Here is a 22,946-nt window from a genome sequence, read left to right as displayed (position 1 = left end):
CCAATGTTGGCGAGAAACGAAGTTCTCCGCTGTGCTTACTGCCCGAAAAGCCGGTCCAGAAAACCGCCCGTTCGCTCTTTCACCCGTCCGATAACCTTATCGCCCACTCCCGCTTGCGGACGCGGCGCGTCGCTGCGCTTCTGTCCGCCGGAAATGATGTCCCGGATCCGGGCGTCCGTCTCGTCGAAATGCTGGCGCGTTTCGATGGCGCCGACAGGCCGGCGATCATGACTGGCGATCACGCCGTCCGGCAAAAGCGACGGGGTGAAATGGCCCGGAAGTGGCCGCTTGCGCAGGCCCTGATGGGCGGTTGTCATGAACTGTTTCCAGGCTTTGGCAGGCATAGAGCCGCCGGTGACGTTCTTCATCGGCGCGCCATCGTCATTGCCGAACCAGACGGCGGTGACGAGATTGGATGTGTAACCGACGAACCATGCGTCGCGGCTCTTGTTCGTGGTGCCGGTCTTGCCGGCGGCGGGCCAGCCGAAGGCGGCGTTGCGTCCGGTGCCCGCCTCGATTGTGCCGTTCATCATGAAGTTCATCATGCCGAGCGCCTCGTTGGAGAGAACGCGCGGCGCGTTCCCTTCAAACTGGTAGACGACCTTGCCGTTCCGGTCTTCGACCCGGTCGATCATGTGCAGCATTGGCCGGTAGCCGCCATTGGAAAAGGGGACATAGGCCGAGGCCAGTTCCAGCGGGGTGACTTCCGAGGTGCCGAGGGCGAGCGATGCGTTGATCGATAGCGGGCTTTCGATCCCCATTTTCATGGCGGTATCGACCACCCTTTCCGGCGTGACCGCCATGATGAGTTGCGCCGCCACGGAGTTGAGCGAGCGCCGCAATGCCTCGGCCAGCGTGACTTCGCCAAAATATTTGCCGCCGTAATTTTCCGGAGCCCATTTGCCGTAGCGGACCGGCGCGTCGGTGACGCGCGATTCCGGCCGCCAGCCATTCTCAATGGCGGTCAGATAGACGAAGGGCTTGAAGGTCGAGCCCGGTTGCCGGCGTGCTTCGGTCGCGCGGTCGAACTGGCTCTGTGCGTAATCGCGTCCGCCGACAAGCGCACGAACCGCGCCGGAGCCATCCAGCGAAACGAGCGCGCCCTGGCTGAAATTCTTTTCGCGGCCGTTTTCGGCGATTCGCCCGCGGATCGCCTTCTCGCCCATGCGCTGCAGCGTCAGGTCGATCGTCGTATAGACGATGAGATCGTCGCGCACATCGCCGATCAGCCCCGGCAGTTCGTCCATTACATGGTCGGCGACATAATGCTCCGAGCCGTTCCAATGGGCGGCGGCGCGCGTGACCGGCGCGCTCATGGCGGTGACGAACTGGCTGTCCGTCAACATGCCCTGATCCTTCATCGCCGCCAGCACGACCTCGGCACGGGCCTTCGCCTTGTCCGGCGCCTTGGCGGGGGACAGGGCCGAGGGCGCCTTCAGAAGTCCGGCGAGAAGCGCCGCTTCATCGACGGTCACTTCCCGCGCGCTCTTGCCGAAATAGCGGCGCGATGCGGCTTCCACGCCATACGCGCCCGAACCGAAATAGACCCGGTTCAGATACATCTGCAGGATGGCGTCCTTGGAATATTTGCGCTCCAGCCAGAGCGCCATCATCGCTTCCTGCGCCTTGCGCTCGATGGAGCGCTCGGGCGACAGGAAGAGGTTCTTCGCAAGCTGCTGCGTCAGCGTCGATGCGCCCCGCGTGCGCCCGCCCTTGGCAACCTTGTTGAACACGGCGCGGGTGATGCCGATCGGGTCGATGCCAAAATGGTGGTAGAAGCGCCGGTCCTCGATGGCGATCACCGCCTGCGGGATGAACGGGCTCATATCCTCGATGCCGATGGCTTCGCCGCCGGTCATGCCGCGATTGGCGACCAGTTCGCCATCGACGGAGACGATTCGCACATTGGGCGGCCGGTCGGGAATGGCCCATTCGCTCGTCGGCGGCATTTTCAGCGCGTAGTAACCGAAGACGACGCCAAGACCGATCGCCATCCAGAGCGACAGCGTGAGCGACCAGTAGAGCGCGCCGCCGAAAAGACCGCGGCGCTTGCGGGCGGGGGCGCGCTTGCGACCCTTCGTGGAAGGCTTCCGTCGCGAGGATGCCGGCACGGTCTGGCCACTCCGTTTGCGTGGTGTCGCCGGTCCGTCCAGCCTCGGTTCGATGCGCAGTTTTTTCTTGCGTCCGGCCATGCCCGGTTTGCCCCGCTTTCGTCGATCATGTCCCCGTTGGGTCGAAAGCAGGATAAATGCGGCGAATTAACGGGCCGCTAAGGATTTCGCAAATGCGCCGGTCGCTTAGCTATGGGCGAAAATATCGGTTTCCGGCCAGCCGGCCAGATCGAGCTGCGCGCGCATCGGGAGGAAATCGAAACAGGCCTCCGCCATCGCCATCCGCTCGTCCCGGACCAGCCGCTCCTGCAATTTCTGCTGCAGGCGGTGCAGGTAGAGCACGTCCGAGGCGGCGTATTCCAACTGCGCGGTCGAAAGCTCGTCCGCACCCCAGTCGCTCGACTGCTGCTGCTTGGAAAGCGAAACGTCGATCAGTTCCTCGCAGAGATTCTTCAGCCCGTGCCGGTCCGTATAGGTCCGCACCAGCCGACTGGCGATCTTGGTGCACCAGACCGGTTCGGCCAGCACACCGAAGGCGTGATAGAGAACGGCGATGTCGAACCGGCCGAAATGGAACAGCTTGGTGATGGCCTTGTCCGCCAGAAGCTTTTCGATATTCGGCGCGGAACTCTGGCCCTTCGCGATCTGCACGATGTCGGCCGTTCCGTCACCTGGCGAAAGCTGCACCACGCAGAGCCGGTCGCGATGGGGATCGAGCCCTAGCGTTTCGGTGTCGATCGCCACCGCCTCTACATCGTAGTTCGAGAGGTCGGGCAGATCGCCTTTATGGGCGCGGATCGTGGTCATTGTTCATCCTGTGTCGGAAAGGTCGTGCCTCTCTTAGCGGCACGGCGCAGATTGGCCTAGCGTCCGCTATGCGCTCTCCCCGGCCTTTTGGCCGAGCGCGGTCAGGATGCGCGCCCATGATCGCATCCCTTTGTGGAAGCTTTTCAGTTCGTATTTCTCGTTGGGCGAATGAATGCGGTCGTCTGCCAGACCGAACCCGACCAGAAGGCTGTCCATGCCGAGCTCGGTCTGGAACGTGCCGACGATCGGGATCGAGCCGCCCATGCCGATGATCGGCGCCTCGACGCCCCATTCTTCCGTCAGCGCCTGTTTGGCTTTGGTGAGAAGTCCCGATTCGTAAGGAAGCTGCACCGCCGGCGAGCCGCCATGCTCATGAAACTCGGCCGTGCAATCCTTCGGCAGGCGCTCTTCGACGAAGGCCCGGAAGTTCTTTCGGATCGCCGCCGGGTCCTGGTCGTGCACGAGACGGAAGGAGACCTTCGCCGTCGCCTTCGCCGGAATAACCGTCTTGAACCCTTCGCCCGTATAACCGCCGACAATGCCGTTCACCTCGGCGGTCGGTCGCGCCCATGTCAGTTCCATGATGGACCGGCCTTCTTCACCGAAGGGTTCCGACAGACCGATCTCCTTCAGGAAACCTTCGGCGGAGCGTTCCAGTTTCTGCCAACTCGCCTTTATGGCATCGGGCGTCTCATTCACGCCATCGTAGAAGTTCGGGATCGTGACACGCCCCGTCTCGTCGTGGAGATCGCCGAGGATACGCGAAAGGACAGTCAGCGGATTGGCCGCCGCCCCGCCATAATAGCCCGAATGCAGATCGCGATCGGCGGCATGGATCGTTACCTCCTCGCCGACAAGACCGCGCAGGCCGCCGGAAATGGCGGGCGTATCGGCGTCCCACATATTGGTGTCGCAGACGAGCGCGAAATCGGCCTTCAACTCATCCTTGTTCGCTTCGATGAAGGGCAGCAGCGAAGGCGAGCCGCTTTCCTCCTCGCCTTCGAAAAGGATCGTCACGCGGCAGGGCAGGGTGCCGGTTTCGGCAATCATGGCGCGGCAGGCTTCGACGAAGGTCATCAACTGGCCTTTATCGTCCGCTGCGCCCCGACCGGTCACGATATTGCGGCCATTTCGTTCGATAATCTCCGACTCGAACGGATCGGCATCCCATTCGTCGAGCGGGTCGACCGGCTGCACATCGTAATGGCCGTAGAAAAGAGCGTGAGGCGCATCGGGGCCGGGCCCGTCATGATGAGCGACCACCATCGGATGGCCGGGCGTCTCGCGTACGGAAGCACGAAAGCCGATTTCTTCAAGATCCTGTCGCAGCCATTCCGCCGCCTGACGACAGGCCCCCGCATAGTCCGGATCGGTGGAAATGGAGGGAATGGCGATCAGCGCCTTGAGGTGATCGAGTGCGCCATCCAGACGGTCGTCGAGACGGGAGAGGATGGAATCGAAAGAGGACATGAAGGGATCCGTTGCGGTTTGTTTGCGCGCAACGGTAGGGCGCGCGACGCGGTGGGGCAAATGCCGAACCATAAAAAGATGTGCGCCAAAGATAGGCAGAGAAAAGCCGCCGTGGCGGAGGGGTGCCACGGCGGCGTTCTACTGAGCGGAGATCAGCGAGAGGGGGACGCGATCTTCCGTCGTGTCGTCCGGGAGACGGGGGACAGGTCTCTTGATCCGGACGGTGGCGCTCTAACGTCGCCGACCATAGACAATTGATAATTGGAAACGGGCAAAACAAGGGCAGAAGCATTAAGCTTCGGTAATATACGCAAAGCCGACGCAAAACGGCGGTCTAGCAAGCCGGCAGCTGCAACTGTGCGATGGACGAGTCGCCTGCGCCGCGCTAAGCGTTTCGACCATGAAAAAAGGCGATCATCTCTTTCTCGTCGACGGCTCGGCCTACATCTTCCGCGCCTATCACGCTTTGCCGCCGCTGACGCGCAAATCGGACGGCCTGCCCATCGGCGCGGTGTCCGGTTTCTGCAACATGCTTTGGAAGCTGCTGCGCAATGCGCGCGACACGGAAATGGGCATCACGCCGACCCATTTCGCGGTTATCTTCGACTATTCTTCAAAGACGTTCCGCAACGATCTGTACGACGAGTACAAGGCCAACCGCTCTGCGCCGCCGGACGATCTGGTGCCGCAATTCGGCCTGATCCGCGAAGCAACGCGCGCCTTCGATGTCGCTTGCATCGAGCAGGAAGGGTTCGAGGCCGACGACATTATCGCGACCTATTGCCGTCTCGCCTGCGAAGCGGGCGGCGATACCACCGTCATCTCGTCCGACAAGGATCTGATGCAACTCGTCGGTCCCACTGTCGGCATGTACGATCCGATGAAGGACAAGGAGATCGGCGTCGACGAGGTGATCGAAAAATTCGGCGTGCCGCCGGAAAAGATGATCGATCTGCAGGCGCTGACCGGCGATTCCATCGACAATGTGCCGGGCGTGCCGGGCATCGGCCCGAAGACCGCGGCCCAGCTTTTGGAAGAGTTCGGCGATCTGGATACGCTTCTGGCCAAAGCGGACACGATCAAGCAGAAGAAGCGCCGCGAAAACCTGATTGAGCATGCCGACAATGCGCGTCTTTCCCGTGAACTGGTGACGCTGCGCGACGATGTCGATCTGGAACTGCCGCTCGACGCGCTGACGCTGGACGAACTCGACGGGCCGAAACTGATCGGCTTTCTGAAGGCGATGCAGTTTACCTCGCTGACCAGGCGCGTCGCCGAGCAGACTGAGGCGGATGCCGCTTCCATCGAGGCGGCGGAGGTGCCCGTCGAATGGGAAGAGGCGCGGGGCCCCGATCTCGATCCGGGCGAGGGGCCATCGAAGGATGACGTGCTGCCGGGGTCGTCTGCTGACGGCATGACGCCGCAGGCTTTCGCCGAGAGCCGCGCCGCAGAAATTCGCGACATCGCCTTCGATCACGAAAAATACGAGACGGTCGGCAATATCCAACACCTGCGCGAATGGATCGCGGAAGCGCGAGAGCGAGGCCACGTCGCCTTCGACACCGAGACGGATAGCCTCGATCCGATGCAGGCGACGTTGTGTGGGTTTTCGCTGGCAGTCGAGCCGGGTCGCGCCTGCTATGTGCCGCTTTGTCACCGGGAGGGCGAAGGCGATCTCCTTGGCGCAAGCAGCCTTTCCGACGGACAGATCCCGGAAAAGGAAGCGCTGGACGCGCTGCGCGATCTTCTGGCGGATCCTGCCTGCCTGAAGATCGGCCAGAACATCAAGTTCGACATGCTGGTGACGGCGCGCTACGGCCTGCCGCTTGTCAATTTCGACGACACCATGCTGATCTCCTACGTGATCGAGGCGGGCCGAACCGCCGGCAATCAGGGCGGTCACGGCATGGATCCGCTGGCCGACCGCTGGCTCGGCCACAAGCCCATTCCCTACAAGGAGGTTTGCGGCAGCGGCAAAAGCGCCATCACCTTCGACCGCGTGCCGATCGACAAGGCGACCCACTACGCCGCCGAGGATGCCGACATCACGCTGCGCCTCTGGCTCGCCATGAAGCCACGTCTGGTGGCCGAGGGCGTGGTCTCGGTTTACGAGCGTCTGGAACGCCCGCTCGTGCCGGTGATCGCGAAGATGGAAGAGGCGGGCGTTTCGATCGACCGGCAGATCCTGTCGCGCCTGTCCGGCGAGTTCGGCCAGCAGGCCGCCGGAATCGAGGCCGAGATCTACGAGATGGCCGGCGAAAGCTTCAATATCGGCTCGCCCAAGCAGCTCGGCGATATTCTCTTCGGGCGGATGGGCCTGCCGGGCGGCAGCAAGACCAAGACCGGCCAGTGGTCGACCAGTGCGCGGGTGCTCGAAGATCTTGCCGCCGAAGGCCATCCCCTGCCGCGCCGCATCGTCGACTGGCGCCAGCTGACCAAGCTGAAGAGCACCTATACCGACGCGCTGCCGGGCTACATCCACCCCGAAACCAGGCGCGTCCATACATCCTATCAGATGGCGGCGACCACCACTGGCCGGCTGTCGTCCTCCGAGCCGAACCTGCAGAACATTCCAATCCGAACGAGCGAGGGCCGAAAGATACGGACGGCCTTCATCGCCGAACCGGGCAATGTCCTGATCTCGGCGGATTACAGCCAGATCGAGCTACGAATCCTGGCGCATATCGCCGACATTCCGCAGCTCCGGCAGGCTTTCGCCGACGGCATCGACATTCACGCCATGACTGCGAGCGAGATGTTCGGCGTGCCGGTGGAAGGGATGCCGAGCGAGGTGCGCCGTCGCGCCAAGGCCATCAATTTCGGCATCATCTACGGCATATCGGCCTTCGGTCTGGCCAATCAGCTTTCCATCGAACGCGGCGAGGCGGGCGAATATATCAAGCGCTATTTCGAGCGCTTTCCCGGCATTCGCGATTATATGGACAGCACCAAGGCGTTCGCCCGCGAGCATGGTTATGTCGAGACGCTGTTCGGCCGCCGCGCCTACTACCCCGACATCAGATCGTCGAACCATTCGGTTCGCGCCTTCAACGAGCGCGCGGCGATCAATGCGCCGATTCAGGGCTCGGCGGCGGATATCATACGCCGCGCCATGATCCGCATGGATGGGGTGCTGGAAGAGGCGAAGCTGGATGCGAAGATGCTATTGCAGGTGCACGACGAATTGATCTTCGAACTGCCGAAGGACCAGGCGGACGCGGCTATACCCCTTATCCAGGAAGTCATGGAGAACGCCGCCATGCCGGCGGTCGACATGGCCGTGCCGCTGCAGGTCGATGCGCAGGCCGCGTCGAACTGGGACGAAGCGCATTGAACCGCGATGCCGCACGGCGGCTGCGCTGTTGGGCGTTGCCTTTTCGCGCCGGCATCGTCCTGGCGGTTTCTCTATTGGCGGTCAGCGGATGCGGGGTTGCCGGTCCACGCCCCGCCACGGATCGTTCCGTGCCGGAACCGAATAGCGCGCTTACCGCTTCGGAACGGCTTCAACCCCTGACGGAAGATGAGAGAAGGATTCGGCCGTTGGCGCTGGATAGTGGTGTGGAGGATTAGCCTGGCCGACCGCCGAAATCGGTTTTACCGGCCTTGCTGATTTAGAGAAGACAAAAATTTTGCCGTGCATGGGAACAAGTTCGGGCGTGGCGGTTTTCCTCTGTGTGATTGTTAGAGGGAATTCCATCATGAAGAACGTTATTTTCGTTGCCGCACTTGTCGCTTTCATCGCCCCATCGCTTGCGGGTTGCGGCAACACGATTCGCGGCCTCGGCAAGGATACGGCTAATACGGTCGACGCCACACAGGCCGCTGCGGGAACCACGGCCAACGCGGTCGCCAACTGATCGAAGACGGTCCTGTCACTGTTGGGAACTGAAGGGCGATGGTTCGACCATCGCCCTTTTTCTTTACGCGTTTCGTGGCTACAGCGCCATCAAAAGGCCGGATCGTCCACCGCGACGGTTTTGATATTTACGAATTCGTGAATGCCTTCCGCGGAAAGTTCGCGCCCATAGCCGGAATGTTTCACGCCGCCGAATGGCACGCGCGGATCGGACGCCGTCATCCGATTGATGAACGTGCCACCGGCCACAAGATCGCGGATGAAACGTTTCTGCTCCCCGCCATCCTTGGTGAACGCCGCCGATGACAGGCCGAAGGTCGTGGCATTGGCGATCTCGATGGCCTCGTCGATATCCTTCACCTTGAAGAAAAGCGCCACCGGGCCGAAAAACTCTTCCATATAGGCTGGCGCATCCTTCGGAATGTCGGCGAGAATGGTCGGCGGGTAGAACCAGCCATCGCGCTCCGGCACCTTGCCGCCGGTCACGAGTGTTGCGCCGTCCTTCACGCTCTGATCCACTTGGTCGGCCAGCTCGTCGCGAATGGATTTGGTCGCCAGCGGTCCGAGATCGTTGTCGCCGTCCATCGGATCGCCGAGCGACATGGCCTCGAACTTCTCCTTGAAACCGGAAAGCACCCGATCGTAGACATCTTCGTGAACGATGAAGCGCTTGGCGGCGATGCAGCTCTGCCCATTGTTCTGAAGCCGCGCCTTGATGCCGGTGGCGATGGCCGCATCGATATCGGCGCTTGGCATGACGATGAAGGCGTCAGAGCCGCCGAGTTCGAGAACCGCTTTCTTGATCTGCCTGGCGGCTTGGCTGGCAACGGCGGCACCGGCGGGCTCCGAACCCGTCAGGGTGACGGCCTTTACCCGTTCATCGTCGATCATGGCTTCGATCTTGTCCGAGCCGATCAGAAGGGTCTGGAAGCAACCTTGCGGCAGCCCGGCTTCGGTGAAAATTTGCTCGATTGCCATGGCGCATTGCGGCACATTGCTGGCGTGTTTCAAAATGCCCACATTACCGGCCATCAGGTTCGGCGCGGCAAAGCGGAAAAGCTGCCAGAACGGAAAGTTCCACGGCATGACGGCAAGCACGAGACCGATCGGCTGATAGCTGACGAGCGTTTTTTCCGCATCGCTGTCATGGCTTTTGTCGGCAAGAAATTCCTCGGCATGGTCGGCGTAGTAGCGGCAGACCGACGCGCATTTCTTGACCTCGGCCTTTGCCTCCTCGAACCGCTTTCCCATTTCCAATGTTGCCAGTCGGCCATACTTGTCCTGACCGGCTTCCAGAATGTCTGCCACCCTGCGCAGGATGACGGCCCGCTCGTCGAACGAAGTCAGTCGCCATTCCGCATAGGCCCGATCGGCGTTTTCCAAAGCCCGCTGGACGAAATCGTCGTCGTGACCGGCGATGTCCTCGAACGTCTGGCCAGTGGCGGGGTTGGTGCTTTTCGGCATGAAAATCTCCTGGATAAAACGGTTGGTTCGCACATGGTCGACGGACAATGAAAGCGCTGGCCGGCCACGGCGCAAAAATACCGGGCCGGCCGGTTTGATCTAGTTGTCGCGCAACACCTCGATCAGTTCGCTCTTGGACATATCGGAGCGACCGGCAATGTCGAGTTCCTGGGTGCGGCGGTATAAATCGTCTTTGGTCCAGTCCTCATAGGGCGGTGCCTGGCCGCCCTTCCTGGATGGCTCCATATCGTCATTTGCCTGGGCGTTGGCGATCGCGGCGGACTTTTGCTTGGAATAGCCCTTCTTGCGCAGTTCCTCATAGACCTCATCGTCTTTGACGGACGGCCCGTGATCTTTTGCCATGATCAGTCCCTGTCCAGCATGTCCTCGCGTTCGTCCGGCGACATGGTCGAAAGGTTCTCGTCGCCGCTCATTGCGGCGAAGACGCCGGTATCGGTGTCGCCGTCGACGTCGATCTCGGCGATCAGCCGTTCGACTTCATTGAGCAGACCGTCGAAATCATGGCCGCGATCGGCGCTCTGGCGGCTGTAGATCTCGCTATGCATCTCGCGCAGGCGGCGCAGTCTCTGGTCGCGCGGTTGGTTGGAAAAAGCGATGCCTTCCAGATCGTCGACCGTAATCTCCTGGCTGATACCGGGCGCATCGCCATCGTCGCCGACATCGCGGTCATACGGCACTACGCCCACTTCAAATTGATATTCCGGCATCGTTCGTCCCTTTCATCATTGGTGCTGAAATTATGTGGTCACAACGCCCGCCCGGCAGGTTTTGTTGCAGGGAACCGATTGCCTGCCAAATGGGTTGAGCCGCCATTCTAACAGAGCAAGGGATCAGCACATGTCAAAAGATTACGCTGCCAATACGAAGGTGGAATGGGACTGGGGCAACGGCACCGCGAAGGGCAAAATTCAGGAGAAGTTCACCGAGAAGGTCAGCCGCCAGATCGATGGAAACGAGGTGACGCGGGACGCATCCGAAGACAACCCCGCCTATATGATCGAACAGGAAGACGGCCAGCGTGTCCTGAAGAAACATAGCGAGCTGCGGAAGGCCAGCTGAACCGTGCTTTCGCACGGCATTGAGAGCGCGATGCGATGGTTCTGGTCATCGCATCAAGTGGCTGGCTTTTGGTGCATACAAGTCGGCCAGGAACGGGGTATTGACCCGATAGAATATTCATTGCGCAGTGCCCAATTCTCTGATCCCCGCGGTGCTGGCCGCCTGACCTAATTTGTGCCCGACAGAGACGCAACGCCCAGCATGCCAAGGATGGTTTCGACCATATGCGCGGCATTGAGACCGGCCTGGTCGTACATCCGCTTTGGCGAGGCATGATCGATGAATTGGTCCGGCAGGGTAAGGGACCGGAATTTCAAACCACCGTCGAGATGGCCTTCATTGAGAAGGGCTTGCGTAACATGGCTGCCAAAACCGCCGATTGCACCTTCCTCGACGCTCAGTAGAACCTCATGTTCGCGGGCAAGCCGGAAGATCAGGTCGGTATCGAGCGGCTTTGCGAACCGCGCGTCGGCCACGGTGACCGACAGGCCTTTTGTCTCCAGATCCTCGGCAGCCCTAAGGGCTTCGGCAAGCCGTGTTCCGAGCGAGAGAATGGCGACCTTGCCGCCTTCGCGAACGATCCGGCCTTTGCCGATCGGTAGCACCTCGCCAGTTTCGGGCATGTCGACGCCGACACCCTCGCCGCGCGCGAAACGAATGGCGGACGGCCCGTCATCGATGGTCGCGGCGGTGGCGACCATATGCCGCAGTTCCGCTTCATCGGATGGCGCCATGATGGTGAAACCGGGCAGGTTGCCAAGATAGGCGAGATCGAACGAGCCGGCATGCGTCGCGCCGTCGGCGCCGACCAGCCCGGCCCGGTCGATGGCGAAGCGCACCGGTAGCGATTGCAACGCGACATCGTGGACGATCTGGTCATAGCCGCGCTGCAGAAAGGTCGAGTAGATCGCGCAGAACGGTCTCATACCGCTGGCGGCCAGCGCGGCACAGAAGGTCACGGCGTGCTGCTCGGCAATACCGACGTCGAAGGTTCGGGACGGAAAGCGTTGGCCGAACACGTCGAGGCCGGTGCCGGACGGCATAGCGGCCGTGACCGCGCAGATCCGCCGGTCGGCCTCCGCCTGCCGGATCAGGCTGTCGGCGAAGACGCGCGTATAGGACGGGGCGTTGCTCTTCGCCTTGAACTGTTTGCCGGACGGCACGTCGAATTTTGCGACGCCGTGATACTTATCGGCGGACGCTTCGGCGGGCGCATATCCCTTGCCCTTCTTTGTGATCGCATGGATCAGAACCGGGCCCGTCGCCCGCGCTTTGACTGCCCGAAGAACGGCCAGAAGAGCGTGAATATCGTGGCCGTCGATCGGCCCGGCATAGGAGAAACCAAGTTCCTCGAACAGCGTGCCACCGACCACCATTCCCTTGACGAGATGTTTCGCCCGCTCGGCCCCCTCGCGGAGCGGTGGCGGAAGCAGCGACACGGCGCCCTTGGCGAGCGAACGGACATCTTGAAGCGGCTTGCCGGCGTAAAGCCGCGAAAGGTAGCGGCTCATCGCGCCCACCGGCGGCGCGATGCTCATCTCATTGTCGTTAAGGATCACGATCAGCCGCTTGCCGAGATGGCCCGCATTGTTCAGCGCTTCATAGGCCATGCCGGCGCTCATTGCGCCATCGCCTATCACTGCGATGGCGTCGCCCGTCTCCATGCCGAAATCGCGGCCGGCAGCAAAGCCGAGCGCCGCAGAAATCGAGGTGGAGGAGTGCGCCGCACCGAACGGATCGTATTCGCTCTCGCTGCGCTTGGTGAAACCGGACAGGCCGTCTTCCTGCCGCAGCGTGCGGATCCGGTCGCGCCGTCCCGTGAGTATCTTGTGCGGGTAGGTCTGGTGACCGACATCCCAGACCAGCTTGTCGCGCGGCGTGTCGAACACGGCGTGAAGCGCCACCGTCATTTCGACGACGCCAAGCGATGCGCCGAGATGACCGCCGGTCTCGGAAACCGCCGAGATGGTTTCCTGACGTAGCTCATGCGCCAGCCGCGACAACTCGTCGTCGCTCAGCCCCTTCAGATCGGATGGGGTGGCTATACGGTCAAGAAGCGGTGTGATCGGTCGGTCGGGCACGGGCGGTAAGCTCTTTCATCCACGTAGACAGCCATATATCGAACTGCTCCTAAGAGAGGAAAGGGGGCGATGCAATGCCGGCGCGAATTGCGTCAGCGGGCCTTTTCGATTCGCCACGAAGAAATGCGCCCGTTCAGCGCGGCCGGCATCCGGTTCACGGAGGTATCGAAGACTTCGCAGCGACCGGTCAGCCCGTAATTGTCGCAGACGGTAACCGAGTAGCCCTCGGCGATCACGACCGAGGAGATGCGGTCGTTCCATGACCGTCCCAGCGTGATGGCTTCGCCCGGTTTTTCGTAACAGTCCGCGTCGCCCGCATTATCATATTCGGAAAAGAAGCAGACGCCCTGCGAGACGGCGCCGGCCGCTTTCTCTGCGGGGACGCTGCCCTCGGTTTTGCGCTCGGTCGAAGCGGTTCGCGCATCGCTGGCGTTGGCATCGGAGAAACTGATGCGTTCGATCACGTCGCGAACGCGCGCGCCGGCCAGTTCTCCGCCATCGACGATCAGGAAGGAGCCGGCGATCCAGCCAGTCGCCTCATCCGTGCGCACGCGACACCAGCGGCCAAGAGGCGTACACTCCAGGAGAACGCCGCGGGCGTTTTCGACCATGGAGCCGACGCGGCTGAAATCCACGCCCGGTCCGGAGCGGACATTCATGCCGGCGCGGGCGCGGACCGAAATATCAGCCGCCTGCACGGTCTGAACGACCCATGTGGGGACAAAAAGCAAACAAGCAGCGAAAACAAGGGCGCGTCCGGCATTGGCCATAGTCAGGCGTTTCCAGTTATTCGAATGGGTCCCTATAAGAAGCGCGATAACGAAGAAATTCGACCGCAATAGGACATGTTTGGCTATCACCCAACGTCAGCCGCCACAACTATTGGGTGCGGTCACAATTCATCACATTTATTGCAATCATGCCTGTCTTGACGGTTGTTTCGTCGAGGGTCCCGCCGGCATGACCGGGTCAAAGAAAAGGCCCGGCAGCGCGCCGGGCCTTCCCAATAGCATGATGGCGAACGAGGACGCTTATTCGTCGTCGCTGCCGCGTTCCTTGAGCGCAGCGCCAAGAATATCGCCGAGCGACGCGCCGGAGTCGGACGATCCGTACTGAGCGACGGCTTCCTTCTCTTCGGCAATTTCCAGCGCCTTGATGGACACGGAAATGCGACGGTTCTTCTTGTCGAACTGCGTGATGCGACCATCGACCTTCTGACCGACCGAGAAACGCTCGGGGCGCTGCTCGCCGCGGTCGCGGGACAGATCGGCGCGGCGAATGAAGCTGTCGACATCGTGATCGACGAGTTTCACTTCCAGACCGCCATCGGTCACGGCCGTCACTTCGCAGGTGACGACGGCGCCCTTGCGCAGTTCGCCCGAAGCGGCGGCTTCGCCGACAGCATCGCGGCCAAGCTGCTTGATGCCGAGGCTGATGCGCTCCTTGTCGACATCGACGTCGAGAACCTGGGCCGACACTTCGTCGCCCTTCTCATATTCGTCGATGACCTGCTCGCCCGGGCGATCCCAGGAGAGGTCGGAGAGGTGCACCATGCCGTCCACATCGCCTTCGAGACCGATGAACAGGCCGAACTCGGTCTTGTTCTTGACCTCGCCGGTGACGGTCGCGCCGACCGGGAAGTTCTGCGCGAACGCATCCCACGGGTTTTCCAGCGTCTGCTTCAGGCCAAGCGAGATACGGCGCTTGACCGGATCGACCTCGAGAATGACCACATCGACATCCTGCGTCGTCGACAGAATCTTGCCGGGGTGGACGTTCTTCTTGGTCCAGCTCATCTCGGAGACGTGGATCAGGCCTTCGATGCCCGGCTCCAGCTCCACGAACGCGCCGTAATCGGTGATGTTCGTGACCGTGCCGCTGACCTTCTTGCCGAGCGGGTACTTGCCGCCGATGCCGTCCCACGGATCGGCCTCAAGCTGCTTCATGCCCAGGCTGATGCGGTGCGTTTCCTGGTTGATGCGGATGATCTGCACATTCACCGTCTGACCGATCTGAACGATCTCGGACGGATGGTTGACGCGGCGCCATGCCATGTCGGTCACGTGCAGCAGGCCGTCAATGCCACCGAGATCGACGAATGCGCCGTAATCGGTGATGTTCTTGACCACACCCTCGACCGTCTGACCCTCTTCGAGGTTCTGGACGATCTCCGAGCGCTGCTCCGCACGGCTCTCTTCGAGCACGGTCCGGCGCGACACCACGATATTGCCGCGGCGCTTGTCCATCTTCAGGATTTCGAAGGGCTGCGGGGTGTGCATCAGCGGGCCGACATCGCGGATCGGACGAATGTCCACCTGCGAACGCGGCAGGAAGGCGACGGCGCCGTCCAGATCGACGGTGAAGCCGCCCTTGACCTGGTTGAAGATCTGGCCTTCGACCTTTTCGCCGGCCTCGAATTTCTTTTCAAGACGGATCCAGGCTTCCTCGCGACGAGCCTTGTCGCGGCTGATCACCGCGTCGCCCAGCGCGTTCTCGATGCGCTCGACATAGACTTCGACCGTATCGCCGACCTTCAGGGTCGGTTCGCCGTTCTTGACGCCGAATTCGCGGATCGGCACGCGGCCTTCGACCTTCAAGCCGACATCGATGACGGCCATGTCCTTTTCGATGGCCGTGACGAGGCCCTCGACAACATTGCCTTCGGCTGCGAAATCGCCAGACGCTTCGGTCTGTTCGAGCATGGCGGCGAAATCGTCGCGCGACGGATTCATTTCACTCATTTGATAAGAAGTCTCCAGCGGGCGGCGTCGGAATTTGCGGCTAATGCCGCATCGCCTGCCCGTTCTGCGCCGGTGGTTCGTGTTTCAAAAGCCCGTCTTCGCGATCCCGGTCTGTCGAACATGCTGTTCGAAAACCATGTGAACCGACCTGCCATTTCAGCTATTGGCAGGCGGCCAATCCGGCGCGGAGGATGCGGACGGGCATAGTTTGCGTCAGGCGTCCCGCTTGCTGTTGATCAGCGCGCGGGCCGCGTTGAACGCCGCTTCTATACCCATTTCGCTCGTATCCAGCAAGTGCGCGTCTTCGGCAGGGCGCAGCGGCGAATCGGCCCGCCCCATATCCCGCGCATCGCGTCGTTCGATATCGGTGAGGATCGCAGCCCGGTCGGCAACGCCGCCATCGCGCAGGATCTCGTGATAACGGCGTTCGGCCCGCACGGCCGGTGAAGCGGTGACATAGAGTTTGACATCGGCGTTCGGCAGAACCACCGTTCCGATGTCGCGGCCGTCGAGCACCGCGCCGAGCCCTTCGGCGGCAAAGGCGCGCTGGCGTTCCACCAGCGCCTTGCGGACGTCGGTCATCACCGCGACTTTCGAGGCTGCTTCGCCGATTCCGTGCGCCGCAAGGACCATCCGGTCCATTGCCGAAAGGTCGAGCGTGTGGGCAGCCTCCACCGCTTCCGCTTCGTCGTCGAGCGACACGCCGCGGTCGAGTAACGCCTTGGCGACCGCCCGATAGGTCAGGCCCGTATCAAGATGGCGCAGCCCGTAATGCGCCGCCAGCCGCCGCGACAGCGTGCCCTTTCCGGATGCCGCCGGGCCGTCAATGGCGATGGTGAAGGGTTCGCGTTCTTTCATTGAGTGGTTTTCTCCATCATGAGCGCTCACGCCGAACGCCGACCTCGATCGTTTCAAGCCCGACATAAGGTTGCTTTTCGAACAGCATCGGATCGTCCAGCCAGTCGATCAGCAGATCCATGCCGTCGACGCCCCAGAAAACGGGTCCTCGTCGGCCTTTATCGTCGAGAGGCACGAACGTAGGCACGCCGAAGACGCCAGCTTCGATGGCCTCCTGCGTATTCGCCTTCAACCGATCCTTGCTTTGCTGCATCGTCGCCAGTTCCGGTTCGAGACCGAGATGCTCGGTGAGCGCCGCAAGCCCTTCCACCGTATCGACCGCGCCGCCATGGCCGAAAACGAACGTAAAGGCCGAGCGAACCTCGTCGAGTGTCGCGCCGGCACCGTCATGGGCACCGGCCAGAAGGCGGTTCGCTCCGAGCGGATTGAAAGGATGGCGGGGCGGAAACGATACCGGCAGGCCGAGCGAAGCAATGAGATGGACCGCCTGGCGATAGGTGAAGAGCCGCTTCGGCGCCAGTTCGGCCGGGCCGAGATGGCGGTAATGGGCGAGGACCGCACCGAAGAGCAGAGCGCGCGGACGCAACTCCACGTCTTCGGGCAGTTCTGCGATCCGCCCGAAGGCGGCGTAGCTGTAGGGGGAGATCAGATCGTACCAGAACTCGATCGTGCGGCTCACTGGCTTGCTGCTCCAGTCCGCTCGATCTTCGCGCCCAACTGTCCCATCAGATCGAAGAATTGCGGGAAGCTCGTCGCGATCATGGTGGAATCGTCGATCTCCACCGGCTTCTCTGTAGCGAGGCCCAGTGTCAGGAACGCCATGGCGATGCGATGGTCGAGATGGGTCTCGACCGTGCCGCTGCCGAGCCCCTTGCCGCTGGGCGTGCCCCGGATCGTCAGGCAGGCTTCCGTTTCCGTGCAGTCGATTCCGTTGGCCTCAAGGCCCCGCGCAACGGCGGCCAGCCGGTCGCTCTCCTTGACGCGCAATTCTTCCAGGCCATCCATAACCGTTTCGCCTTCGGCAAAAGCGGCCGCGACGGCCAGAACCGGATATTCGTCGATCATGGAAGGCGCGCGCTCCGGCGGCACGGTGATGCCCTTCAACTCCGAATAGCGCACGCGAAGATCGGCGACATCCTCGCCGCCCGCATCGCGCCAGTTCACGATGTCGACCTGTCCGCCCATCTCCTGAAGGGTCAGAATTATGCCTGTGCGGGTCGGGTTCATCAGCACGTTTTCGATGGTGATGTCGGCGCCGGGCACGATCAGCCCGGCAACCAGCGGAAAGGCCGCCGAAGACGGATCGCCCGGCACGTCGATGGTGCGGCCTTTAAGGTCCGGCTGGCCTTCCAGGCGGATTGTCCGAACCCCCGATGCGTCCTCTTCCACATCCAGCTGGGCGCCGAAACCGGCCAGCATCTTCTCGGTATGATCGCGGGTCATGACCGGCTCGATCACCGTGGTCGTGCCGGCAATGTTCAGCCCGGCCAGCAGCACGGCGCTTTTGACCTGCGCCGAGGCGACCGGCACGCGGTAGGTGATCGGCGCCGGGGCCTTCGGCCCACGCAACGTGACCGGCAGGCGGTCGCCTTCCATCGCCTCGACCGCGACGCCCATCTGCCGCAGCGGATCGAGAACCCGCTTCATTGGCCGCCGGGAAAGAGAGGCATCGCCGGTAAAGCGCGTGGTCATGTGATAGGGGCCGACGAGGCCCATGGTCAGCCGACAGCCCGTGCCCGCATTGCCGAAATCGAGCGCATCCGCCGGCTCCAGCAATGCGCCATTGCCGGTGCCCGCGACCCGCCATTTTTCGCCATCGCGGCCGATCTTCGCGCCCATCGCCGCCATGGCTCGACCCGTCGCCAGAACATCTTCGCCCTCCAGCAGACCGGAGATGACGGTTTCGCCGGATGCCAGGCCGCCGAACATCAGTGAGCGATGAGAAATGGATTTGTCGCCCGGAACCCGGATTGTCCCGGAAAGGTTTTCGCTTTTATGCGCGGTCGCTGGAGAGGGAATGCTGGAATGGCTCATGAGAACGTCTTTTCAATCGGTTGGCCGATGCTTTTCAGCGAAGGGGGCGGCGTGCGCTTAGCACGGCTTTGTGAAATGGTCATCCGCCCGATGCGCGCTTTCCGTGCGATGGCCCTTTGACAGGCTTTCCGACCGACGCTATGGGCAGGCCCGCAAACAGGCGATCTGACGCAAAGACCGGCCAAGGCGCGCCGACCGGCAGCGCGATAGATGAGGAAATCTGGAACCGTGGCAAAAACCGAACTCGGCACCAAGCGCACTTGCCCCGAAACCGGCAAGAAGTTCTACGATCTGAACAAGGATCCCGTCGTCTCGCCCTATACGGGCAAGACCTACCCGCTCTCCTTCTTCGAGGAAACGGCAACCACCGTTGCCGTGAAGAAGTCGGAAGCGCCGGCCGAAGAGGTCACCGAGACGGAAGCGGAGACCGAGACGGAAGACGAGGACGATACCGCGCTGGTCAGCCTTGAAGACGCCGATGACGACGAAGAGGAAACCGGCAAGGCCAAGCCGAAAGCCGCCGATGCCGACGTCGATCTGGATGCCGAAGACATCGATCTGGGCGACGACGATGACGACCCCTTCCTGGGCGATGACGATGATGACGACGACGATGACGACGTGTCCGATATCATCGCAGTCGGCGGGGACGACGAAGACGACAGCTAGGCGATCGGCGCCAGTGGACGAAAAAATCTCGCCCACGGCGGTTCTTGCCACTTGATCGTTGGGGCGGGGACGGATAGAAGCCCGCCATCCCGGATGGCGCTGTCAGACGATCGCGCCATCATTCAGGAACGTCCGCTTTGACGGGCGAAGCGTGGGGCCATAGCTCAGTTGGGAGAGCGCTACAATGGCATTGTAGAGGTCAGGGGTTCGACTCCCCTTGGCTCCACCAGTTCCTCTTCGTCGAACGCATGATGATGGCGGCGCTAGCGCCGCCTTTTTCATTTTTCGCCTACAGATCGATCCGCCGCAGCCGCAGCGCATTGGTGATGACCGAGACCGAGGACAGCGACATCGCCGCCGCGGCGATCATCGGCGAGAGCACGATGCCGAAGATCGGATAGAGGATGCCGGCCGCGATCGGCACGCCCGCCGCATTGTAGAAGAAGGCGAAGAACAGGTTCTGCTTGATATTGCGGATGGTCGCCAGGGCCAGTGTCCGCGCCCGGACGATCCCCGTCAGATCGCCGCCGAGCAGCGTGATGCCTGCGCTTTCGACCGCCACATCGGCGCCCGTACCCATGGCGATCCCGACATTGGCGGCAGCCAGCGCGGGCGCATCGTTGACGCCGTCTCCCGCCATGGCGACGCTCGCTCCCGCCGCGTGAAGCTCGTCCACCAACGCCTTCTTGCCCGCCGGCAGAATGCCGGCGCGGACCTCGTCAATGCCGAGCTTGGATGCGACGGCCTGCGCCGTCCGCTCATCGTCGCCGGTCGCCATGATGATGCGAAGGCCCTGGCGGTGCAGATCGGCAATCGCGCCTTCGGTGCTCGCCTTGATCGGATCGGCCACAGCGACGAGGCCTGCCAGTTCGTCGTTGACGGCGACGAACATGACGGTTTTGCCGTCCGTCCGCAGTGCGTCGGCGGCCGATTCCGCATTGAGCGCATCGACGCCGAGGTCGGCCATGAGGGCGGCGTTTCCGAGCGCTGTCTTGCGACCGGCGACCGTGCCGGTGACGCCCTTGCCGGTGACGGCTTCGAACCCCTCCGCGTTCTGCTTGTCCACGCCGCGCGCCACGCCGCCTTCGAGAATGGCCTCGGCCAGCGGGTGCTCCGAACCGCGCTCCAGCGCCGCGGCGACCGACAGCACCGCGTCCTCGCCAAGCTCGCCAAGCGCCACCACATCGGTCAGTTTCGGCTTGCCCTCGGTCAGCGTGCCGGTCTTGTCGACGATCAGCGTATCGACGGCGGCCATCCGTTCCAGCGCCTCGGCATCCTTGACGAGAACGCCCGCCTGCGCGCCGCGGCCCGCAGCCGTGGTGATCGAAATGGGCGTGGCCAGACCCAGCGCGCAGGGGCAGGCGATGATCAGGACCGAGACCGCCGCCGCCATGGCGAAGACCAGAGACGGCGAGGGGCCGACGAACAGCCAGATGGCGAAAGCCAGCACCGCCACCGCAACGACGGTTGGCACGAAATAGGCGGCCACCTTGTCGGCGAGGCCCTGAATCGGCGCCTTGGACAGCCGGGCCGAAGAGACCATGCCGACGATCTGCGAGAGCACAGTGTCGGAGCCGACCTGTGTGGCCCGCATGACGAATGTGCCGTTCTTGTTCATCGTGCCGCCGGTCACGCGGTCGCCCTCTATCTTTTCGACGGGCACCGATTCGCCGGTCATCATGCTTTCATCGACGGATGAGCGGCCATCCTCGATCTCGCCATCGACCGGCACGCTTTCGCCCGGACGCACCCGCAGGCGGTCGCCTTCGACGATATTGTCGAGCGGCGCATCGTATTCCGAACCGTCTGGCAGGATGCGCCGGGCGGTCTTCGGCGCCAGATCCATGAGAGCGCGGATCGCGTCGCCGGTCCGTTCGCGGGCGCGCAGTTCCAGGACCTGGCCCAAAAACACCAGCGCGATGATAACGACGGCGGCCTCGAAATAGGTGCCGGCCACGCCACCCTCCCGATATTGTTCGGGCAGCACGCCCGGCAGGAAGGTCGCGACCAGCGAATAGAGATAGGCCGCGCCGACGCCGATGGCGATCAGCGTCCACATATTGGGCGAAGCATTGCGGATCGAATCGATGCCGCGCTGGAAAAAGGGAAGCGCTGCCCAGAGAACGACAGGCGTTGCGAGCACGAACTCAAGATAAACGGCCAGGCGTTCGCCGATCCATTCCCGGACCGGCAGGCCGACCATCGGCCCCATGGTCAGGATCAGCAGCGGAATGGCCGCCGCGGCGCTGATCCACATGCGCCGGCTGAAATCGACCAGTTCCTCGCTCGGCTCGTCGGACGGCACCATCGGCTCCAGCGCCATGCCGCAAAGCGGGCAGGCGGCCGGTTCGTCGCGAATGATCTCCGGATGCATCGGGCAGGTGTACTGCACGCCGACCTGTGGGCGGTTTCTGACGATCTCCGCATTGCCGGACAGATAGAAATAGGGATCGGCCCGGAACTTGGTGCGGCATCCTTCCGAACAGAAATAATAGGTCGTGCCGTCATAGTCGTAGCTGCGGGCATCCGGCTTGATCGTCACCGACATCCCGCAGACCGGGTCGGTCGCTTGATCGGCTGACGCGGCAGATTGGGGATCGGTTTTTGCCCCGCAGCAGCTGTGGCCGGAATGGTGATGGGTGGTGTCAGTCATGGGAAGATCCTGTCTCGATTTGTCGGGACGATAACTCTTCCAGTCACTGGAAGGTCAAGGCCATCTTCGATGGAGACGTAAGGCGGGCCAAACGGCATTCTGTCGAAACCTCCCCGTTGACCTTCCTGCCGCTGGAAGCTTTATCCTCGCAATGTTCGGAGGTGCCCGATGAATATAAGTGATGTTTCGGCGGCTAGCGGCCTGCCGCCCAAGACGATCCGTTATTACGAAGAGATCGGCCTGATCCGGCCGGCCCGCAGCACCAATGGCTATCGCGACTTCAGCGAGGCCGATGGCCACAAGCTGGCTTTTCTCGGAAGAGCCCGTTCGCTCGGTTTTTCCATCGAAGATTGCCGGATTTTACTGTCGCTCTATGAGGATCGCAGCCGCGCCAGCGCCGATGTGAAGGCGGTCGCGAGCGAACACATGAACCGGATCAACCGGAAGATCGAGGAACTGGCGGCGATGCGCGACACGCTGGGCGATCTGGTCAAGCGCTGCAAGGGCAATGATCGCCCCGACTGCCCGATCATCGACGATCTTTCCGGCAGACGAAGCGTAGCGAATGGATAGGAAAAGCGCCTTCATCGCAATTGCTTTGCTGGCCGCCGTTGCGACCGCCTGGTTCGTCCTGTTCCGCGGCGATGCGCCGGACGCGGTTGCGGAGCGGAACGAGGCCGGCCTGCAACTGTCCATACCCGATTTCTCGACCGAGCAGCTGGCCGGCAAGGCTCTGTTCGACGCCAATTGCGCGACCTGCCATGGTGCCAACGCTGCGGGTTCGGAACAGGGGCCGCCGCTCGTTCATCGCATCTACGAGCCGAGCCATCATGGCGATCAGGCTTTTATTCTTGCCGCTCTCAACGGCGTGCGCGCGCATCACTGGCAGTTCGGCAACATGCCGCCGGTCAAGGGCGTCAGCGAAAGCGACGTTGGCAAGATCACGAACTACATCCGCACCATCCAGCGCGCCAACGGAATCGACTGATTGCGATCCGATCGCCATGTCATCATTCTGTTACACGGTTGAGACTATCGACGCCGCCATACGATAATGAATGGAAGCGGGGCAGGGGCCGAACGGATGCCGGTAGTGGCGATAAGAAATGACCGGGAATGGCG

The 22,946-nt window shown here is 62.3% G+C and carries 20 protein-coding genes and 1 tRNA gene; 8 read left to right on the top strand and 13 right to left on the bottom strand.

The features are described from left to right. Positions 1–35: 35 nt before the first annotated feature. The 3 genes from B7H23_RS02820 to B7H23_RS02810 all read right to left on the bottom strand — a co-directional run bounded on the left by B7H23_RS02820 (position 36) and on the right by B7H23_RS02810 (position 4,388). Entirely contained in the window at positions 36–2,192 is a 2,157-nt protein-coding gene (locus tag B7H23_RS02820) for a transglycosylase domain-containing protein (RefSeq protein ID WP_094075864.1), read from the bottom strand. A gap of 105 nt (positions 2,193–2,297) precedes the next feature. Beyond that, the gene (locus B7H23_RS02815) at positions 2,298–2,918 is read right to left on the bottom strand and encodes a ribonuclease D (protein WP_094075863.1); all 621 of its coding nucleotides are present in this window, start codon (positions 2,916–2,918) and stop codon (positions 2,298–2,300) included. Positions 2,919–2,984: 66 nt separating this feature from the next. After that, on the bottom strand, positions 2,985–4,388 hold the full coding sequence (locus B7H23_RS02810; RefSeq protein ID WP_094075862.1) for a dipeptidase: 1,404 nt from the start codon (positions 4,386–4,388) through the stop codon (positions 2,985–2,987). A 400-nt stretch (positions 4,389–4,788) separates the two neighbouring features. Between B7H23_RS02810 and polA the strand changes: the two genes are divergently transcribed. Next, entirely contained in the window at positions 4,789–7,722 is a 2,934-nt protein-coding gene (gene polA / locus B7H23_RS02800) for a DNA polymerase I (RefSeq protein WP_094075860.1), read from the top strand. 364 nt (positions 7,723–8,086) lie between these two features. Beyond that, entirely contained in the window at positions 8,087–8,245 is a 159-nt protein-coding gene (locus tag B7H23_RS02795) for an entericidin domain-containing protein (RefSeq protein WP_094075859.1), read from the top strand. 89 nt (positions 8,246–8,334) lie between these two features. Here the strand turns inward: B7H23_RS02795 and B7H23_RS02790 are convergent, their stop codons facing one another. The 3 genes from B7H23_RS02790 to B7H23_RS02780 form a co-directional block, all read right to left on the bottom strand. After that, positions 8,335–9,708 (bottom strand): NAD-dependent succinate-semialdehyde dehydrogenase, encoded by a 1,374-nt coding sequence (locus B7H23_RS02790; RefSeq protein ID WP_094076833.1) that lies wholly within the window; start codon positions 9,706–9,708, stop codon positions 8,335–8,337. Positions 9,709–9,807: 99 nt separating this feature from the next. Further along, positions 9,808–10,071: a DUF7218 family protein gene (locus B7H23_RS02785; protein WP_094075858.1), complete on the bottom strand. Its 264-nt coding sequence runs from the start codon at positions 10,069–10,071 to the stop codon at positions 9,808–9,810. A gap of 2 nt (positions 10,072–10,073) precedes the next feature. Next, the gene (locus B7H23_RS02780; RefSeq protein WP_094075857.1) at positions 10,074–10,436 is read right to left on the bottom strand and encodes a hypothetical protein; all 363 of its coding nucleotides are present in this window, start codon (positions 10,434–10,436) and stop codon (positions 10,074–10,076) included. Positions 10,437–10,566: 130 nt separating this feature from the next. On the opposite strand from B7H23_RS02780, the gene B7H23_RS02775 reads away from it, so the two are divergent. Further along, on the top strand, positions 10,567–10,788 hold the full coding sequence (locus B7H23_RS02775) for a hypervirulence associated TUDOR domain-containing protein (RefSeq protein ID WP_094075856.1): 222 nt from the start codon (positions 10,567–10,569) through the stop codon (positions 10,786–10,788). A 167-nt stretch (positions 10,789–10,955) separates the two neighbouring features. On the opposite strand, the gene dxs is transcribed toward B7H23_RS02775, so the two are convergent. The 6 genes from dxs to aroA all read right to left on the bottom strand — a co-directional run bounded on the left by dxs (position 10,956) and on the right by aroA (position 18,502). Further along, positions 10,956–12,869: a 1-deoxy-D-xylulose-5-phosphate synthase gene (gene dxs / locus B7H23_RS02770; RefSeq protein ID WP_094075855.1), complete on the bottom strand. Its 1,914-nt coding sequence runs from the start codon at positions 12,867–12,869 to the stop codon at positions 10,956–10,958. Positions 12,870–12,961: 92 nt separating this feature from the next. Then, entirely contained in the window at positions 12,962–13,567 is a 606-nt protein-coding gene (locus tag B7H23_RS02765; protein ID WP_158215749.1) for an SH3 domain-containing protein, read from the bottom strand. Between the two features lie 333 nt (positions 13,568–13,900). Next, the gene (rpsA, locus tag B7H23_RS02760; RefSeq protein WP_276294082.1) at positions 13,901–15,628 is read right to left on the bottom strand and encodes a 30S ribosomal protein S1; all 1,728 of its coding nucleotides are present in this window, start codon (positions 15,626–15,628) and stop codon (positions 13,901–13,903) included. Between the two features lie 195 nt (positions 15,629–15,823). Then, entirely contained in the window at positions 15,824–16,468 is a 645-nt protein-coding gene (gene cmk / locus B7H23_RS02755) for a (d)CMP kinase (RefSeq protein ID WP_094075852.1), read from the bottom strand. A 16-nt stretch (positions 16,469–16,484) separates the two neighbouring features. Further along, positions 16,485–17,147, bottom strand: a complete 663-nt coding sequence (locus tag B7H23_RS02750) for a 2-hydroxychromene-2-carboxylate isomerase (RefSeq protein ID WP_158215748.1) — start codon at positions 17,145–17,147, stop codon at positions 16,485–16,487. After that, positions 17,144–18,502 carry a 3-phosphoshikimate 1-carboxyvinyltransferase gene (aroA, locus tag B7H23_RS02745; RefSeq protein ID WP_094075850.1) on the bottom strand — a complete coding sequence of 453 codons (1,359 nt, stop codon included), beginning with the start codon at positions 18,500–18,502 and terminating at the stop codon, positions 17,144–17,146. Before aroA ends, B7H23_RS02750 begins: the two co-directional genes overlap by 4 nt. On the opposite strand from aroA, the gene B7H23_RS16260 reads away from it, so the two are divergent. The 3 genes from B7H23_RS16260 (at position 18,494) to B7H23_RS02735 (ending at position 19,400) form a co-directional block, all read left to right on the top strand. Then, positions 18,494–18,622 (top strand): hypothetical protein, encoded by a 129-nt coding sequence (locus tag B7H23_RS16260; protein ID WP_276293360.1) that lies wholly within the window; start codon positions 18,494–18,496, stop codon positions 18,620–18,622. The genes aroA and B7H23_RS16260 overlap by 9 nt on opposite strands. A 108-nt stretch (positions 18,623–18,730) precedes the next feature. Then, complete coding sequence (locus B7H23_RS02740; protein ID WP_094075849.1) at positions 18,731–19,171, top strand: TIGR02300 family protein; 441 nt, start codon at positions 18,731–18,733, stop codon at positions 19,169–19,171. 153 nt (positions 19,172–19,324) lie between these two features. After that, positions 19,325–19,400: transfer RNA gene (locus B7H23_RS02735), tRNA-Ala, on the top strand. Between the two features lie 60 nt (positions 19,401–19,460). On the opposite strand, the gene B7H23_RS02730 is transcribed toward B7H23_RS02735, so the two are convergent. After that, positions 19,461–21,824: a heavy metal translocating P-type ATPase gene (locus B7H23_RS02730; RefSeq protein ID WP_094075848.1), complete on the bottom strand. Its 2,364-nt coding sequence runs from the start codon at positions 21,822–21,824 to the stop codon at positions 19,461–19,463. Positions 21,825–21,992: 168 nt separating this feature from the next. Between B7H23_RS02730 and cueR the strand changes: the two genes are divergently transcribed. Further along, a complete protein-coding gene (cueR, locus tag B7H23_RS02725) occupies positions 21,993–22,397 on the top strand; it encodes a Cu(I)-responsive transcriptional regulator (RefSeq protein WP_094075847.1) in 405 nt (134 codons plus the stop codon). Next, the gene (locus B7H23_RS02720) at positions 22,390–22,812 is read left to right on the top strand and encodes a c-type cytochrome (protein WP_094075846.1); all 423 of its coding nucleotides are present in this window, start codon (positions 22,390–22,392) and stop codon (positions 22,810–22,812) included. Before cueR ends, B7H23_RS02720 begins: the two co-directional genes overlap by 8 nt. Positions 22,813–22,946: the final 134 nt, after the last annotated feature.

Source organism: Notoacmeibacter marinus (assembly GCF_002238045.1).
Lineage (GTDB): Bacteria > Pseudomonadota > Alphaproteobacteria > Rhizobiales > Rhizobiaceae > Notoacmeibacter > Notoacmeibacter marinus.
Note: the sequence above shows the minus strand (reverse complement) of the source record. Positions and strands in the feature narration are given on the sequence as shown.